Origin of the sequence: Enterobacter sp. 302C9, assembly GCF_034106085.1 — a bacterium.
Taxonomy (GTDB): Bacteria; Pseudomonadota; Gammaproteobacteria; order Enterobacterales; family Enterobacteriaceae; genus Enterobacter; species Enterobacter asburiae_B.
Genome location: NZ_JAWNBW010000001.1, coordinates 1,004,453 through 1,017,529 on the forward strand (window position 1 = coordinate 1,004,453; position 13,077 = coordinate 1,017,529).

Annotated in this window: 14 protein-coding genes; 9 read left to right on the plus strand and 5 right to left on the minus strand. The window is 56.0% G+C overall.

The genetic code is table 11. The features are described from left to right. Positions 1-21: 21 nt before the first annotated feature. From fdhF to ycgZ, 4 genes are all read right to left on the minus strand, one after another. Positions 22-2,172 (minus strand): formate dehydrogenase subunit alpha, encoded by a 2,151-nt coding sequence (fdhF, locus tag UR289_RS04900; RefSeq protein ID WP_320709249.1) that lies wholly within the window; start codon positions 2,170-2,172, stop codon positions 22-24. 191 nt (positions 2,173-2,363) lie between these two features. Then, positions 2,364-2,642 (minus strand): biofilm development regulator YmgB/AriR family protein, encoded by a 279-nt coding sequence (locus tag UR289_RS04905; protein ID WP_039262102.1) that lies wholly within the window; start codon positions 2,640-2,642, stop codon positions 2,364-2,366. 29 nt (positions 2,643-2,671) lie between these two features. Continuing rightward, positions 2,672-2,992 (minus strand): hypothetical protein, encoded by a 321-nt coding sequence (locus UR289_RS04910; RefSeq protein WP_029739770.1) that lies wholly within the window; start codon positions 2,990-2,992, stop codon positions 2,672-2,674. Between the two features lie 4 nt (positions 2,993-2,996). Continuing rightward, positions 2,997-3,236 carry a regulatory protein YcgZ gene (ycgZ, locus tag UR289_RS04915; protein WP_029739771.1) on the minus strand — a complete coding sequence of 80 codons (240 nt, stop codon included), beginning with the start codon at positions 3,234-3,236 and terminating at the stop codon, positions 2,997-2,999. Positions 3,237-3,572: 336 nt separating this feature from the next. On the opposite strand from ycgZ, the gene UR289_RS04920 reads away from it, so the two are divergent. From UR289_RS04920 to ldtE, 9 genes are all read left to right on the plus strand, one after another. Further along, on the plus strand, positions 3,573-4,793 hold the full coding sequence (locus tag UR289_RS04920) for a diguanylate phosphodiesterase (protein ID WP_039262103.1): 1,221 nt from the start codon (positions 3,573-3,575) through the stop codon (positions 4,791-4,793). Positions 4,794-4,981: 188 nt separating this feature from the next. Then, a complete protein-coding gene (locus tag UR289_RS04925; RefSeq protein WP_033145300.1) occupies positions 4,982-5,710 on the plus strand; it encodes a MerR family transcriptional regulator in 729 nt (242 codons plus the stop codon). 313 nt (positions 5,711-6,023) lie between these two features. Continuing rightward, the gene (sufA, locus tag UR289_RS04930) at positions 6,024-6,392 is read left to right on the plus strand and encodes a Fe-S cluster assembly scaffold SufA (RefSeq protein ID WP_008500631.1); all 369 of its coding nucleotides are present in this window, start codon (positions 6,024-6,026) and stop codon (positions 6,390-6,392) included. Positions 6,393-6,400: 8 nt separating this feature from the next. Further along, positions 6,401-7,891: a Fe-S cluster assembly protein SufB gene (gene sufB, locus UR289_RS04935; RefSeq protein ID WP_023335409.1), complete on the plus strand. Its 1,491-nt coding sequence runs from the start codon at positions 6,401-6,403 to the stop codon at positions 7,889-7,891. 9 nt (positions 7,892-7,900) lie between these two features. After that, positions 7,901-8,647, plus strand: coding sequence for a Fe-S cluster assembly ATPase SufC (gene sufC, locus UR289_RS04940; protein WP_033145303.1), 747 nt, complete (start codon positions 7,901-7,903; stop codon positions 8,645-8,647). Further along, entirely contained in the window at positions 8,622-9,893 is a 1,272-nt protein-coding gene (gene sufD, locus UR289_RS04945) for a Fe-S cluster assembly protein SufD (RefSeq protein WP_320709251.1), read from the plus strand. The genes sufC and sufD overlap by 26 nt, the downstream gene beginning before the upstream one ends. After that, positions 9,890-11,110: a cysteine desulfurase SufS gene (gene sufS, locus UR289_RS04950; RefSeq protein ID WP_320709252.1), complete on the plus strand. Its 1,221-nt coding sequence runs from the start codon at positions 9,890-9,892 to the stop codon at positions 11,108-11,110. The genes sufD and sufS overlap by 4 nt, the downstream gene beginning before the upstream one ends. A gap of 14 nt (positions 11,111-11,124) precedes the next feature. Continuing rightward, a complete protein-coding gene (sufE, locus tag UR289_RS04955) occupies positions 11,125-11,541 on the plus strand; it encodes a cysteine desulfuration protein SufE (RefSeq protein WP_028012869.1) in 417 nt (138 codons plus the stop codon). A gap of 97 nt (positions 11,542-11,638) precedes the next feature. Continuing rightward, positions 11,639-12,652, plus strand: a complete 1,014-nt coding sequence (gene ldtE / locus UR289_RS04960) for a L,D-transpeptidase LdtE (protein WP_033145307.1) — start codon at positions 11,639-11,641, stop codon at positions 12,650-12,652. Between the two features lie 60 nt (positions 12,653-12,712). On the opposite strand, the gene lpp is transcribed toward ldtE, so the two are convergent. After that, positions 12,713-12,949 carry a murein lipoprotein Lpp gene (gene lpp, locus UR289_RS04965; protein ID WP_010430241.1) on the minus strand — a complete coding sequence of 79 codons (237 nt, stop codon included), beginning with the start codon at positions 12,947-12,949 and terminating at the stop codon, positions 12,713-12,715. Positions 12,950-13,077 lie beyond the last annotated feature (128 nt).

Consider the following 13,077-nt stretch of genomic DNA (forward strand, 5'->3'; position numbering starts at 1 on the left):
TGACGCCACCCGATATTTTCCTCAGACATTGACGGCGTTGATCAGCCGCGACTTCATGGACTGATACGCCGACGCCGCAAAATCCTCCGCCCAGCGCTGGTCCTCAATCGCCTCAAGCTGCACCGCACAGTACTTCGTTTCCGGCGTTTTGGAGATGGGATCGAGATTATCCTGGGTCAGCTCGTTGCAGGCGCCAATCCACCACTGATAGGTCATGTAGACCGCCCCGGCGTTGATACGCTCGCTGATGCTGGCGCGGGTAATCACTTTGCCGCGACGCGAGCGCACCCAGACTAGCTGGCCCTCCGCGATGCCCAGCTTTTCCGCATCGGCAGGGTTCATTTGCACCCGGCCCGGCTCATCGGCCAGGCTTTGCAGCGCGGCGCAGTTCCCGGTCATCGAGCGGCAGGAGTAGTGACCCACTTCACGGACCGTACACAGCACCAGCGGGAAATCCGCGTCCGGAGTTTCCGCCGGTGCGCGCCACGGGGCAGCAAAGAGCTGCCCTTTACCGGTTGGGGTGTCGAACTGATTGTCTTTGTACAGGTACGGCGTTCCCGGATGATCCAGCGTCGGGCACGGCCACTGCACGTGGCCCATCTCGCCCATTTTTTCATACGTCACGCCATAGAAGAGAGGGCACAGCTCGCGCATCTCGTCCCAGATCTGCTGGTTGGAGTCATAATGCATCGGGTAGCCCATCTCGGTGGCGAGCAGGCTGATAATCTCCCAGTCGCGCTTCACGTTGCCGCTGGCCTCAATGGCTTTGCCAAAACGCTGGAATCCGCGATCGGCACAGGTAAAGACGCCGCCGTGTTCACCCCAGGAGGTGGCAGGAAGCAGAACGTCCGCCACTTCTGCCGTTTTGGTCATAAAGATGTCCTGAACCACCACAAAGTCGAGCGCCTCAAAACCGCTGCGAACGAGACCGAGATCGGCTTCGGTCTGAAGCGGATCTTCCCCCATGATGTAGTAGGCCTTGACCTTGCCTTCCAGCGCCAGATGGGGCACCTCGGTAATGCGCGTCCCGACCCGATCGTCCATTTTAGTGGCGTCAATTCCCCAGGCATCGGCAAACTTCTGCCTGACCGCCGGATCGGTCACATCCTGATAGCCCGGGAACATATTCGGCAGAACGCCCATATCGCAGGCGCCCTGAACGTTGTTTTGCCCGCGCACGGGACCGACGCCGACGGCAGGGCGCCCGAGGTTGCCGGTCAGCAGCGCCAGGCTGGAAAGCCCTTTGACCACATCCACGGCCTGACCAAACTGGGTCACGCCCATCCCCCACATCACGGTGGCGGAAGGGGCCGCCGCGAAGGTGCGCATCGCCTGGCGAACGTCGCGGGCGGGAATGCCGGTAAGATGCTCGACCTTCTCCGGCGCATAGTCTTTCACCGTCTGGCGATAGGCCTCAAGCCCCTCGGTAAAGCGCGCCACGTAGCTTTTGTCGTAGAGCTCCTCTTCCAGCAGCACGTAGCCAAAGGCGTTCACCAGCGCCATGTTGCTGCCGTTTTTCAGCTGCAGATGCTGGTCGGCGATGCGCGCCGTTTCAATGCGCCGCGGATCGCAGACGATAATTTTTGCGCCATTTTCCCGCGCTTTCAGCACGCGTCGGGCGACGATAGGGTGGGAGTCCGCGCAGTTATAGCCAAACACCAGCAGGCATTTTGAGTTTTCAATATCGTTGATTGAGTTGCTCATCGCGCCGTTGCCGAGCGTTTCCTGTAAACCGGCCACGGAAGGGCCGTGACAAACGCGCGCGCAGCAGTCCACATTGTTGGTGTTAAGCACCGCGCGGGCAAATTTTTGCATCACATAGTTTGTTTCATTGCCGGTTCCGCGGGAGGATCCGGTGGTCATGATCGACCGCGGCCCGTGCTGCGCTTTAATGCTGCTGAGTTTGTGCGCGGTGTAGCGGATAGCCTCTTCCCAGGTAACGGGAGTGAATGCCTCGCCTTTGCGGTAGCGGATCATCGGCTGGGTCAGGCGCGGGGTGAGCAGACGGGTATCGTTGAGGAAGTCCCAGCCGTAAAAGCCTTTCAGACACAGGGTGCCCTGGTTTGTGACGCCTTCTGCGGCTTCGGCACGGATGATACGGTTATTTTCAACGACAAGGTTTAGTTTACAGCCTGCACCGCAGTAGGGGCAGACGCTGGCGATCTTTTTCATCAATAACAGACCTGTTAAGAAATGAAGCAAAGTTGACTGGAAAATCCAGTCCCGTACACGGAGGTAAGCAGGAACCGTGCCAGGTTGGCTTTGCTGGTTTTACAGGGTGTTAAGCGGGGAAGGCGCGTGTCATCGTCAGGCTGTTCGTCAGTTTTGACGATGACACGAAAGCAGGATGAGGAGCCGTGAAATTACAGGTCGTCCATGGTGTGGCCCACGACAATTTCCAGCGTCTTGCGAATCACATCCGCCTGGACAACGTCACGGGTCGCTTCCAGCGTCTGAATGAGCCAGAGGATGATCGCTTTGTTGGACAGATGGCCTTCGGAGGCCAGAACACAGCGTACTGCAGTAGAAAAAATAGCGGACTCTTCAGCAAAACGATCGCCTGCATGACGGAAATATTCCGCCAGCGCACTGTCTAAAAAAGCAGAGTGGTATTCGGGTTGAAGCTGAATATTTTGTCTCATTTGTTCTCACCGTAGCTGTTAAATTGCAGTCAATGTATTTTTTTGGGGTCGGACGGTTTTCCACTTCCAAATAACGGCACTACATTGTCTCTGTTATCGTTGAGAGGTCCCTCTCTGTTCGTTCGTCCTTGCGCGGTTCTGCGACGTTTAAAGGCGATGCTGTTTGAGCCGATCTCGGCAATCACCACCGCTAGTGTCTCCCGCCGCCGGGGATCCTTTTCATGTTCTTTCATAACCCGCAGACGCTGCAGCAATCCTTCGGTTGTCACTGGCCCCCGCTCTTTCAGAAGAGAGAGAACGGCTTCACCGATAAGCGTGTCGATCAGTCGGTCTGCGTCACTGCTATTCATCACGTTACCGTTCGAAGAGCAGACCAAGCAGCATGTGGTAGTGCTCTTCCTCTTCCGGACCATCGGCCCTTTCGAGGCGGCTGAGCAGTTTGGTACAGAGCGATTTGCGATTCAGGTTTCGCCCGTCGCTGAGGATTTCGACAACCACCTGGCCCAGCGTCTCCTGCTGAGTAGGAAGCGCCGCCTTTTCGAAGTACTGTGCGATCGCTGCTGCGGAATCTGTGGCGTAACCTTTCTGCTGCATGTTTCGCTCCTGTAAAATTTTGTAATCACTAACGTTACAATTAAGGTATACACAATTCTTAAATCTGTACACTTAAAATGTACAGATTTTTAATATTTTTATGATATATTTTATAAATTGCTTTATTTTCAGATGGTTAATTAGTTGGTATGAACCGGTAATGTTACAGGATATATTGTACAAAAAGGTCTGACACTGGTAAGTTGTACAGCGCAGAAAAATGTTTCATTAACTGCCGTAAATGATTGAGATGTAAATTATTTGTCAGGCAATGAATGTGCTATAAATGATACTTATCCACCTTTTTGTGGCCAAAACCCTAACCCCAGGAATCGCATGCTCACAACCATCATTTACCGCAGCCATATCTGCGAGGACGTTCCAGTGAAAGCGCTGGAAGCCATGGTCGCTGCAGCAAATAGTAAAAACCGGCAATCCAATGTCACGGGGATCCTGCTGTTTAACGGCACACATTTTTTTCAGCTGCTTGAAGGGCCAGTGGAACACGTCTCTGCTATCTATGAGCAGATCTGCAACGACCCGCGCCACCATAACGTGGTGGAGCTGATGCGCGATCACGGACCTGTCCGGCGTTTTGGCAACGTGGGCATGGAGCTTTTTGATTTGCGCCACTTCGACAGGGAAGAAGTGCTGCAGCAGGTGCTCAACAGGGGGACGACACGCTATCAGCTGACGTATAATGACCGCCCGCTGCAGTTTTTCCGCACCTTTGTCGAGGCCACGGAAAAAGCGAACTATTTTGAACTGCCGCCTGCGGATTCCTGGGAGTTCGTTCGCGAAGAAACGCGCCTGTCCGCGCAGCCCGAAGTGGTCGCGAAAGGGGCGGATTGCAGCTTTGCGTTCCAGCCGATAGTCGATCCGTTTATGCAGCAGGTCGTCTCCTGGGAGGCGCTTCTCCGCACGCCTGACGGCGGCGCACCGGGAGATTACTTTGCCAATCTGCCGCGTGACGAGGTGTATGCCTCTGATTTACACAGCAAGCAGGTGGCGCTCTCCATGGCCAGCGCGCTGGGGCTACAGGATCAGACGTTATCCCTCAACCTGCGGCCCATGACGCTGGTCAACATTCCCAACGCCGTGGATTTCCTGCTCACCGCGATTGAAGCCAATGGGTTTGTACCCGAGCAAATTGTGGTGGAGTTCACCGAGAGCGAAGCCATTTCCCGTTTTGATGAATTCACGGATTCGGTCAGGCAGTTAAAAAGCGCGGGTATCAGCGTGACGATCGATCACTTTGGCGCCGGTTTTGCCGGGCTGCAGCTGCTGGCGCAGTTCCAGCCGGACAGAATTAAGATTAATCGCGATCTGGTCGCGAACGTGCATAAAAGTGGCCCCCGACAGGCCATTATTCAGGCGATTATTAAATGCTGCTCCTCGCTTGAGATCCAGTTCTGCGCGGTAGGAGTAGAGAAGGCTGAAGAGTGGATGTGGCTGGAATCCGCCGGGATTTCCCAGTTTCAGGGACATCTTTTTGCCAGCCCGCGACACGGCGGTATTCCCGCGATTGCGTGGCCGGAGAAAAAGTTCGACTTCTGATAAAGCTGTACACATTACGGCAGAGTTAACTGTACGAATGGTAATTTTTATACAACAATGTATTAACAGGTGAAGGGAGGAGTAGCCCATTCGCCTGAGCAAAATGCGGTCTTAGTTATACAAATGGTGTGTACAATCTGATAAGGTTGGTGCAGTTAGGTATGGAAGTTCTGAGCGTGAGGGAGTTAATGGCCTATTACAGTATCGGCGAAGTGGCCGAACGATGCGGTATCAACCCCGTTACGCTGCGTGCCTGGCAGCGCCGTTATGGATTGTTGAAGCCGCAGCGCAGCGAAGGGGGTCATCGTCAGTTTGACGATGAAGATATCCTCCGCATAGAAGAGATCAAGCGCCTGATGAAAAGCGGCGTTTCGGTCGGAAAAGTCAAAGCCTTGCTGGAAAACAAAGAAGTATTGACTCAGGGCAACTGGGTCTCGTTCCAGGAAGAAATGATGACCGTTCTGCGTTACGCCAGCCCGGCAAAGCTGCGCGCCAAAATGGGCGAATTCCGCCGCGATCACGCGATAGATGCGCTGATTGACAATATTATTTCTCCCGTTCGTCAGCGCATGAATCAGGATCAAAACACCGTGCGCCACATGGCGAGCCTGTTTGACGGCGTCCTGATCGAATTCGCGATTGCAAGCCTGGCGGAATCCCGCAAAAAAGCTGGTAAAGACGCGCTTCTGATTGGCTGGGAATGCGATGACCGCACCCACCTGTGGCTGGAAGCCGCGCGCCTATCGCAGAAGGGCTGGCACATTGACGTCCTGGCGGAACCTATTGATTCGCCGCGTCCTGAACTGTTCCCTGGGCAAAAAATCTTCGTCTGGACGGGGAAATCCCCAACGCCTCGCCAGCAGGAACAGCTCGACCACTGGCGTGAACAGGGGTTTGCTGTCTCATTTCATCACTGATTAACAGAGGCCTTGAGGGCCTTTTTTTGTTTTTGTCATTTTCTGTGCAAAAGCTATCTCAAAAATAGGCATTTCCGATGCATATTTTACTTTTCTCTTCCCTGTCATAAATACCGCGACGAAATGCATTATTAATCAATGCATTGAACAAATACATCCATCCTGACTGCATCCTCTCACAGGGTCTATGCTTAATAAAAGTAGGCAAAAAGGGCGGTTTAGCCGAATGCCCCTGCTGACAGAGGGTTGAAGTGATAATCGTTATCACTAACATGGTGTTATGCCCTGATGGCTTATCAGATGAGGTGGACCTATGGAACTGCATTCAGAAACCTTTAATCCTGCCGATTTTGCCTGGCGCGGCTTAACGCTCACGCCAGCGGCGGCGGCACATATTCACGAGCTGGTGGCGAAAAAGCCCGAGATCCTTGGCGTGCGTTTAGGCGTCAAACAGACCGGCTGCGCGGGTTTCGGCTACGTGCTCGATACCGTCACCGAACCCGAGAAAGATGACCTGGTGTTCGAGACTGACGGCGCGAAGCTGTACGTCGCGCTGCAGGCCATGCCGTTTATTGACGGCACCGAAGTGGACTACGTCCGCGAAGGCTTAAACCAGTTATTCAAATTTCATAACCCGAAAGCCCAGAACGAATGCGGCTGCGGCGAAAGCTTTGGGGTATAGGCGGTACTATGTCTCGTAATACTGAAGCAACGAGTGAAGTAAATACCTGGGGCGGTGGGCACCTCAACTATAAAGAGGGGTTCTTCACCCAGCTGCAGACCGATGAGCTGGCAAAAGGCATCAACGAAGATGTCGTGCGGGCGATCTCGGCGAAACGCAACGAGCCCGAGTGGATGCTGGAGTTCCGCCTGAGCGCCTTCCGCGCCTGGCTGGAGATGGAAGAGCCGCACTGGCTGAAAGCGCACTACGACAAGCTGAACTATCAGGATTACAGCTACTACTCCGCGCCCTCCTGCGGCAGCTGTGACGATACCTGCGCCTCGCAGCCCGGCGCGGTGCAGCAAACCGGTGCGGAGAACAGTTTCCTCAGCAAAGAGGTGGAAGAAGCCTTTAACCAGCTTGGCGTGCCCGTGCGTGAGGGGAAAGAGGTGGCGGTGGACGCCATTTTCGACTCCGTCTCGGTGGCAACCACCTACCGCGAGAAGCTGGCAGAGCAGGGGATCATTTTCTGCTCCTTCGGCGAAGCGATTCACGATCATCCGGAACTGGTGAAAAAATACATTGGGACCGTGGTGCCCTCTAACGACAACTTCTTTGCGGCGCTCAACGCGGCGGTAGCCTCTGACGGCACCTTTATCTATGTGCCGAAAGGCGTGCGCTGCCCGATGGAGCTGTCGACGTATTTCCGTATCAACGCCGAAAAAACCGGCCAGTTCGAACGCACGATTCTGGTCGCGGATGAAGGCAGCTACGTCAGCTATATCGAAGGGTGCTCCGCCCCGGTCCGCGACAGCTACCAGCTGCACGCGGCGGTGGTGGAGGTCATCATCCACAAAGACGCCGAGGTGAAATATTCCACGGTGCAAAACTGGTTCCCGGGCGACGGCAATACCGGCGGTATCCTGAACTTCGTCACCAAGCGCGCGCTGTGCGAAGGCGAAAACAGCAAGATGTCGTGGACCCAGTCTGAAACCGGCTCTGCCATCACCTGGAAATACCCGAGCTGCATTCTGCGCGGGGATAACTCCATCGGCGAGTTTTACTCGGTGGCGCTGACCAGCGGCCATCAGCAGGCCGATACCGGCACCAAGATGATCCACATTGGTAAAAACACCAAATCAACCATCATCTCGAAAGGGATCTCTGCCGGGCATAGCCAGAACAGCTATCGCGGGCTGGTGAAAATCATGCCGACGGCCACCAATGCGAGAAACTTTACCCAGTGTGACTCGATGCTGATTGGCGCTGACTGCGGGGCGCATACCTTCCCGTACGTCGAGTGCCGTAACAACACGGCCCAGCTTGAGCACGAGGCGACGACGTCGCGGATTGGGGAAGATCAGCTCTTCTACTGCCTGCAGCGCGGGATCAGCGAAGAAGACGCCATCTCGATGATCGTCAACGGCTTCTGTAAGGACGTGTTCTCTGAACTGCCGCTGGAATTTGCCGTTGAAGCCCAGAAACTCCTCGCCATTAGTCTTGAACACAGCGTCGGTTAAGGAAAGCACATGTTAAGCATTAAAGATTTACAGGTTAGCGTAGAAGACAAAGCCATCCTGCGTGGCCTCAATTTTGACGTCAGGCCGGGCGAAGTTCACGCCATCATGGGGCCGAACGGCTCCGGGAAAAGTACGCTTTCTGCGACGCTGGCGGGGCGCGAAGATTATGAGGTAACCCACGGCTCGGTGGAGTTTAACGGCAAAGATCTGCTTGAGATGTCGCCGGAAGACCGCGCGGGAGAGGGCATCTTCATGGCCTTCCAGTACCCTGTCGAAATTCCGGGCGTCAGCAACCAATTCTTCCTGCAGACGGCGCTGAATGCGGTGCGCAAGTATCGCGGCCTGGAGGCGCTGGACCGCTTTGACTTCCAGGACCTGATGGAAGAGAAGATCAAGCTGCTGAAAATGCCGGAAGATCTGCTGACCCGTTCGGTTAACGTTGGCTTTTCCGGCGGCGAGAAAAAGCGTAACGACATTCTGCAGATGGCGGTGCTGGAGCCCGAGCTGTGCATTCTGGATGAAACCGATTCCGGTCTGGATATCGACGCCCTGAAGATTGTCGCTGACGGGGTGAACTCCCTGCGCGACGGCAAGCGTTCGTTCATTATCGTCACCCACTACCAGCGCATTCTGGACTACATTAAGCCGGATTACGTTCACGTGCTTTACCAGGGGCGTATTGTGAAATCCGGTGATTTCACGCTGGTTAAACAACTGGAGGAGCAGGGCTATGGCTGGCTTACCGAACAGCAGTAATGCGCTCCAGCAGTGGCACCGGCTGTTTGAAGCCCAGGGCGGCACGCGCTCTGAGCAGGCGCAGCAGCATCTGCAGCAGATGCTGCGTCTCGGCCTGCCGACGCGTAAGCATGAGAACTGGAAATACACCCCGCTTGATGGCCTGCTGAACGCCGAGTTTGTGACCCGCCTGGCGGATCTCACCCCGGCGCAGCGTGACGCGCTGGCCGTAAACGTGGATGCCGTGCGCCTGGTGTTTGTCGACGGTGAGTTCCGTCCGGAGCTGAGCGACGACCTTCAGGGGAGCGGATTTGAGATTGAGATAAACGACGATCGCCAGCCCCTGAGCGCCCCGGTTCAGCCTGAGGTTTTCCTGCACCTGACCGAGAGCCTGGCCCGCAGCGTGACGCATATCCGCGTGAAGCGTAACCAGCGTCCGGCAAAACCGCTGCTGCTGATGCACATCACCCAGGGTCTGGACGGCGACGAAATCAACACCGCGCACTATCGCCACCATCTTGAGCTGGCGGAGGGGGCGGAGGCCACGGTAATCGAACATTACGTCAGCCTCAACGATGTCCGGCACTTTACCGGATCGCGTCTGACGATGAACGTTGCCGCCAATGCCCAGCTTCACCACGTCAAGCTGGCGTTTGAGAATGCGCAGAGCCACCACTTTGCCCATAACGACATTGTACTGGGTCAGGATGCCGCGGCGTACAGCCACAGCTTCCTGCTCGGCGGGTCGGTATTGCGCCACAATACCAGCACGCAGCTTAACGGTGAAAACACCACGCTGCGCATCAACAGCCTGGCGATGCCGGTTAAATCTGAAGTGTGCGACACGCGCACCTGGCTTGAGCACAACAAAGGCTACTGCAACAGCCGCCAGCTGCACAAAACTATCGTGAGTGATAAAGGGCGCGCGGTATTTAACGGACTGATTAACGTGGCGCAGCACGCCATTAAAACGGACGGGCAGATGACCAACAACAATCTGCTGTTAGGTCGCCTGGCGGAAGTGGACACCAAACCGCAGCTGGAGATCTACGCCGACGACGTGAAGTGCAGCCACGGTGCGACGGTCGGACGCATCGACGACGAGCAGATGTTCTACCTGCGTTCCCGCGGTATCGACCAGCAGGCGGCGCAGAAAATGATTATCTATGCGTTTGCCGCCGAACTGACGGAAGCGCTGAACGATGGTCAGTTGAAACAGCAGGTGCTGGCGCGTATCGGTCAGCGTCTGCCTGGAGGCGAAGCATGAGTTTTCCCGTCGAGAAAGTACGGGCAGATTTTCCGGTTCTGACCCGTGAAGTAAACGGTCTTCCTCTGGCCTATCTGGACAGCGCGGCCAGCGCGCAGAAGCCGAACCCGGTAGTGGATGCGGAAGCCGAGTTTTATCGCCACGGCTACGCCGCCGTGCATCGCGGTATTCATACCCTGAGCGCCGAGGCGACCCAGCGTATGGAAAACGTGCGCACGCAAATTGCCGCCTTCCTCAATGCAAAATCGCCTGAAGAGCTGGTCTTCGTGCGCGGAACTACCGAAGGGATCAACCTTGTCGCTAACAGCTGGGGCAACGCGCAGGTCCACGCGGGGGATAACATTATCATCACCCAGATGGAGCACCACGCCAATATCGTGCCGTGGCAGATGCTCTGTGAGCGCGTTGGCGCGCAGCTGCGGGTCATTCCGCTTAACCTTGACGGGACGCTGCAGCTTGAGCAGCTCGACGCACTGCTGGATGATAAAACGCGGCTGGTGGCGGTCACCCAGGTCTCTAACGTGCTCGGGACGGAAAACCCGGTGGCAGAGATTATCGAAAAAGCCCACCAGGCCGGCGCGAAGGTGCTGATTGACGGCGCTCAGGCGGTGATGCACCACGCGGTTGACGTTCAGGCGCTGGACTGTGATTTCTACGTCTTTTCAGGCCACAAGCTCTATGGGCCGACCGGGATTGGCGTACTGTACGTGAAAGAAGATATCCTGCAGGCGATGCCGCCGTGGGAAGGGGGCGGATCGATGATCGCCACCGTTAGCCTGACGGAAGGCACCACCTATGCGCGCGCGCCGTGGCGTTTTGAGGCGGGCACGCCCAATACCGGCGGGATTATCGGGCTGGGGGCGGCGGTCTCCTACGTCTCCGCAATCGGCCTTCAGAGCATTCAGGAGTACGAACAGCTGCTGATGCACTATGCGCTTGCCGAGCTTGCCAGCGTGCCGGATCTGACCCTCTACGGGCCTGCCGACCGGCAAGGGGTGATCGCGTTCAATCTCGGGAAACATCACGCCTATGACGTGGGCAGTTTCCTCGATAACTACGGCGTGGCGGTCCGTACCGGGCACCACTGCGCCATGCCGCTGATGGCGTTTTACCAGGTGCCGGCAATGTGCCGCGCGTCGCTGGTGATGTACAACACAACGGAAGAGGTCGACAGGCTGGTGGCGGGGCTTAAGCGCATTCACCAGCTGCTGGGCTAACGGAGAGGCGAAAGATGGCAGAACTGCCGGACAGAGACAAATTGCTGCGCAACTTTGGGCGTTGCGCAAACTGGGAAGAGAAGTACCTGTATATCATCGAGCTGGGGCAGCGTCTGCCGCCGCTCGGTGAAGAGGCGCATAACCCGGAAAATATTATTCAGGGCTGTCAGAGCCAGGTGTGGATTGTGATGGAACAGTCTGACGACGGCACGATAGCACTGCACGGCGACAGCGATGCGGCCATTGTAAAAGGGCTTATTGCGGTCGTCTTTATTCTTTATCACCGGATGTCGGCGCAGGATATTGTCGCGTTCGATGTCCGCCCGTGGTTTGAAAAAATGGCCCTCACACAACACCTCACCCCGTCTCGTTCCCAGGGGCTGGAAGCGATGATTCGCGCGATCCGCGCCAAAGCTGCAATCCTTAGCTAGACTTACAGAACAGCATTCATTCTGTTTCGCGAGGTGGTTCCCGCCTCGCTGGTTTTTCAGCTTTCTGGCGTCCTGCCAGTGAATAAGGAATCTCAGCATGAAGCGCGCGTCTCTCATAACTCTATTACTCCTCAGTTCGCTCGGCGCACTTAATTCGGCCCGCGCGATGGACTATCCGTTGCCGCCCGCAGGCAGTCGCCTGATTGGGCAAAATCAAACCTACACGATACAGGAAGGGGATAATAAGCTGCAGACCATCGCCCGCCGGTTTAATACCGCGGCGCAGGTGATTCTGGAAACGAACAATACCATTGCGCCAGTCAACCCGGCGCCGGGAACCGTCATTACCATCCCGTCGCAGATGCTGCTGCCGGACACGCCGCGCGAGGGGATTGTGGTGAACCTCGCTGAGCTGCGGCTCTACTACTTCCCGCCGGGAGAAAACATCGTTCAGGTCTTCCCGCTCGGCATCGGACAGCTGGGGCTGGAAACACCGGTCACGACCACGCGCGTAAGCCAGAAAATCCCGAATCCCACCTGGACGCCCACGCCGGGCATCAGAGCACGCTCTCTTGAGCAGGGAATTAAATTACCGCCGGTGGTACCTGCCGGGCCAAATAACCCGCTGGGACGCTTCGCACTGCGTTTAGGCGTGGGCAACGGGGAATATCTCATCCACGGCACCAGCGCGCCGGACAGCGTTGGCCTGCGCGTCAGCTCCGGCTGTATGCGGATGAACGCCCCGGACATTAAAGCCCTGTTTGAACAGGTGCGGGTTGGCACGCGGGTACAGATTATCAATGAACCCGTGAAGTTCTCCGTGGAGCCGGATGGTAAACGCTATATTGAAGTCCACCGCCCGCTGGCGCAGGCTGAGGGAGAAAACCCGCAGGTCTCGCCCATTACCCACTCCGCCGACTTTGCGACCTTTGTTTCTCAGGCGGGAAGCGATAAGGCACTGATTGAGAAAGCCCTGTCGCGCCGCGCCGGGATCCCGGTTATCGTGTCGTCAGGGAGCGGCCCGTCGGCCAGCAATAGCGTGTTATCGGTGCAGAACAGTCGGGTGTCCGCTGCGGTAGCGGAAGATGAAGGGGAGAAGGTGACGCAGTAGCCGTTTGACGCAGGCAAAAAAAATGGCGCACAATGTGCGCCATTTTATTAACAGGTACTATTACTTACGGTATTTAGTAGCCTGGTTGTCCAGACGCTGGTTAGCGCGAGCTGCGTCGTCTTTAGCAGCCTGAACGTCGGAACGGATTGCGTTCACGTCGTTGCTCAGCTGGTCAACTTTAGCGTTCAGAGTCTGAACGTCAGAAGACAGCTGATCGATTTTAGCGTTGCTGGAGCAACCAGCCAGCAGAGTAGAACCCAGGATTACCGCGCCCAGTACCAGTTTAGTACGATTCATTATTAATACCCTCTAGATTGAGTTAATCTCCATGTAGCGTTACAAGTATTACACAAAGTTTTTTGGGTTGAGAATATTTTTTTGATGGGAATACACCTATTTTTGATCGTTCGCTCAAAGAAGCATCG

Coding starts and splice junctions, on each gene's coding strand:
- fdhF (WP_320709249.1), bottom strand. CDS start 2,172: ATGAAAAAGATCGCCAGCGTCTGCCCCTACTGCGGTGCAGGCTGTAAA.
- UR289_RS04905 (WP_039262102.1), bottom strand. CDS start 2,642: ATGAGACAAAATATTCAGCTTCAACCCGAATACCACTCTGCTTTTTTA.
- UR289_RS04910 (WP_029739770.1), bottom strand. CDS start 2,992: ATGAATAGCAGTGACGCAGACCGACTGATCGACACGCTTATCGGTGAA.
- ycgZ (WP_029739771.1), bottom strand. CDS start 3,236: ATGCAGCAGAAAGGTTACGCCACAGATTCCGCAGCAGCGATCGCACAG.
- UR289_RS04920 (WP_039262103.1), top strand. CDS start 3,573: ATGCTCACAACCATCATTTACCGCAGCCATATCTGCGAGGACGTTCCA.
- UR289_RS04925 (WP_033145300.1), top strand. CDS start 4,982: ATGGCCTATTACAGTATCGGCGAAGTGGCCGAACGATGCGGTATCAAC.
- sufA (WP_008500631.1), top strand. CDS start 6,024: ATGGAACTGCATTCAGAAACCTTTAATCCTGCCGATTTTGCCTGGCGC.
- sufB (WP_023335409.1), top strand. CDS start 6,401: ATGTCTCGTAATACTGAAGCAACGAGTGAAGTAAATACCTGGGGCGGT.
- sufC (WP_033145303.1), top strand. CDS start 7,901: ATGTTAAGCATTAAAGATTTACAGGTTAGCGTAGAAGACAAAGCCATC.
- sufD (WP_320709251.1), top strand. CDS start 8,622: ATGGCTGGCTTACCGAACAGCAGTAATGCGCTCCAGCAGTGGCACCGG.
- sufS (WP_320709252.1), top strand. CDS start 9,890: ATGAGTTTTCCCGTCGAGAAAGTACGGGCAGATTTTCCGGTTCTGACC.
- sufE (WP_028012869.1), top strand. CDS start 11,125: ATGGCAGAACTGCCGGACAGAGACAAATTGCTGCGCAACTTTGGGCGT.
- ldtE (WP_033145307.1), top strand. CDS start 11,639: ATGAAGCGCGCGTCTCTCATAACTCTATTACTCCTCAGTTCGCTCGGC.
- lpp (WP_010430241.1), bottom strand. CDS start 12,949: ATGAATCGTACTAAACTGGTACTGGGCGCGGTAATCCTGGGTTCTACT.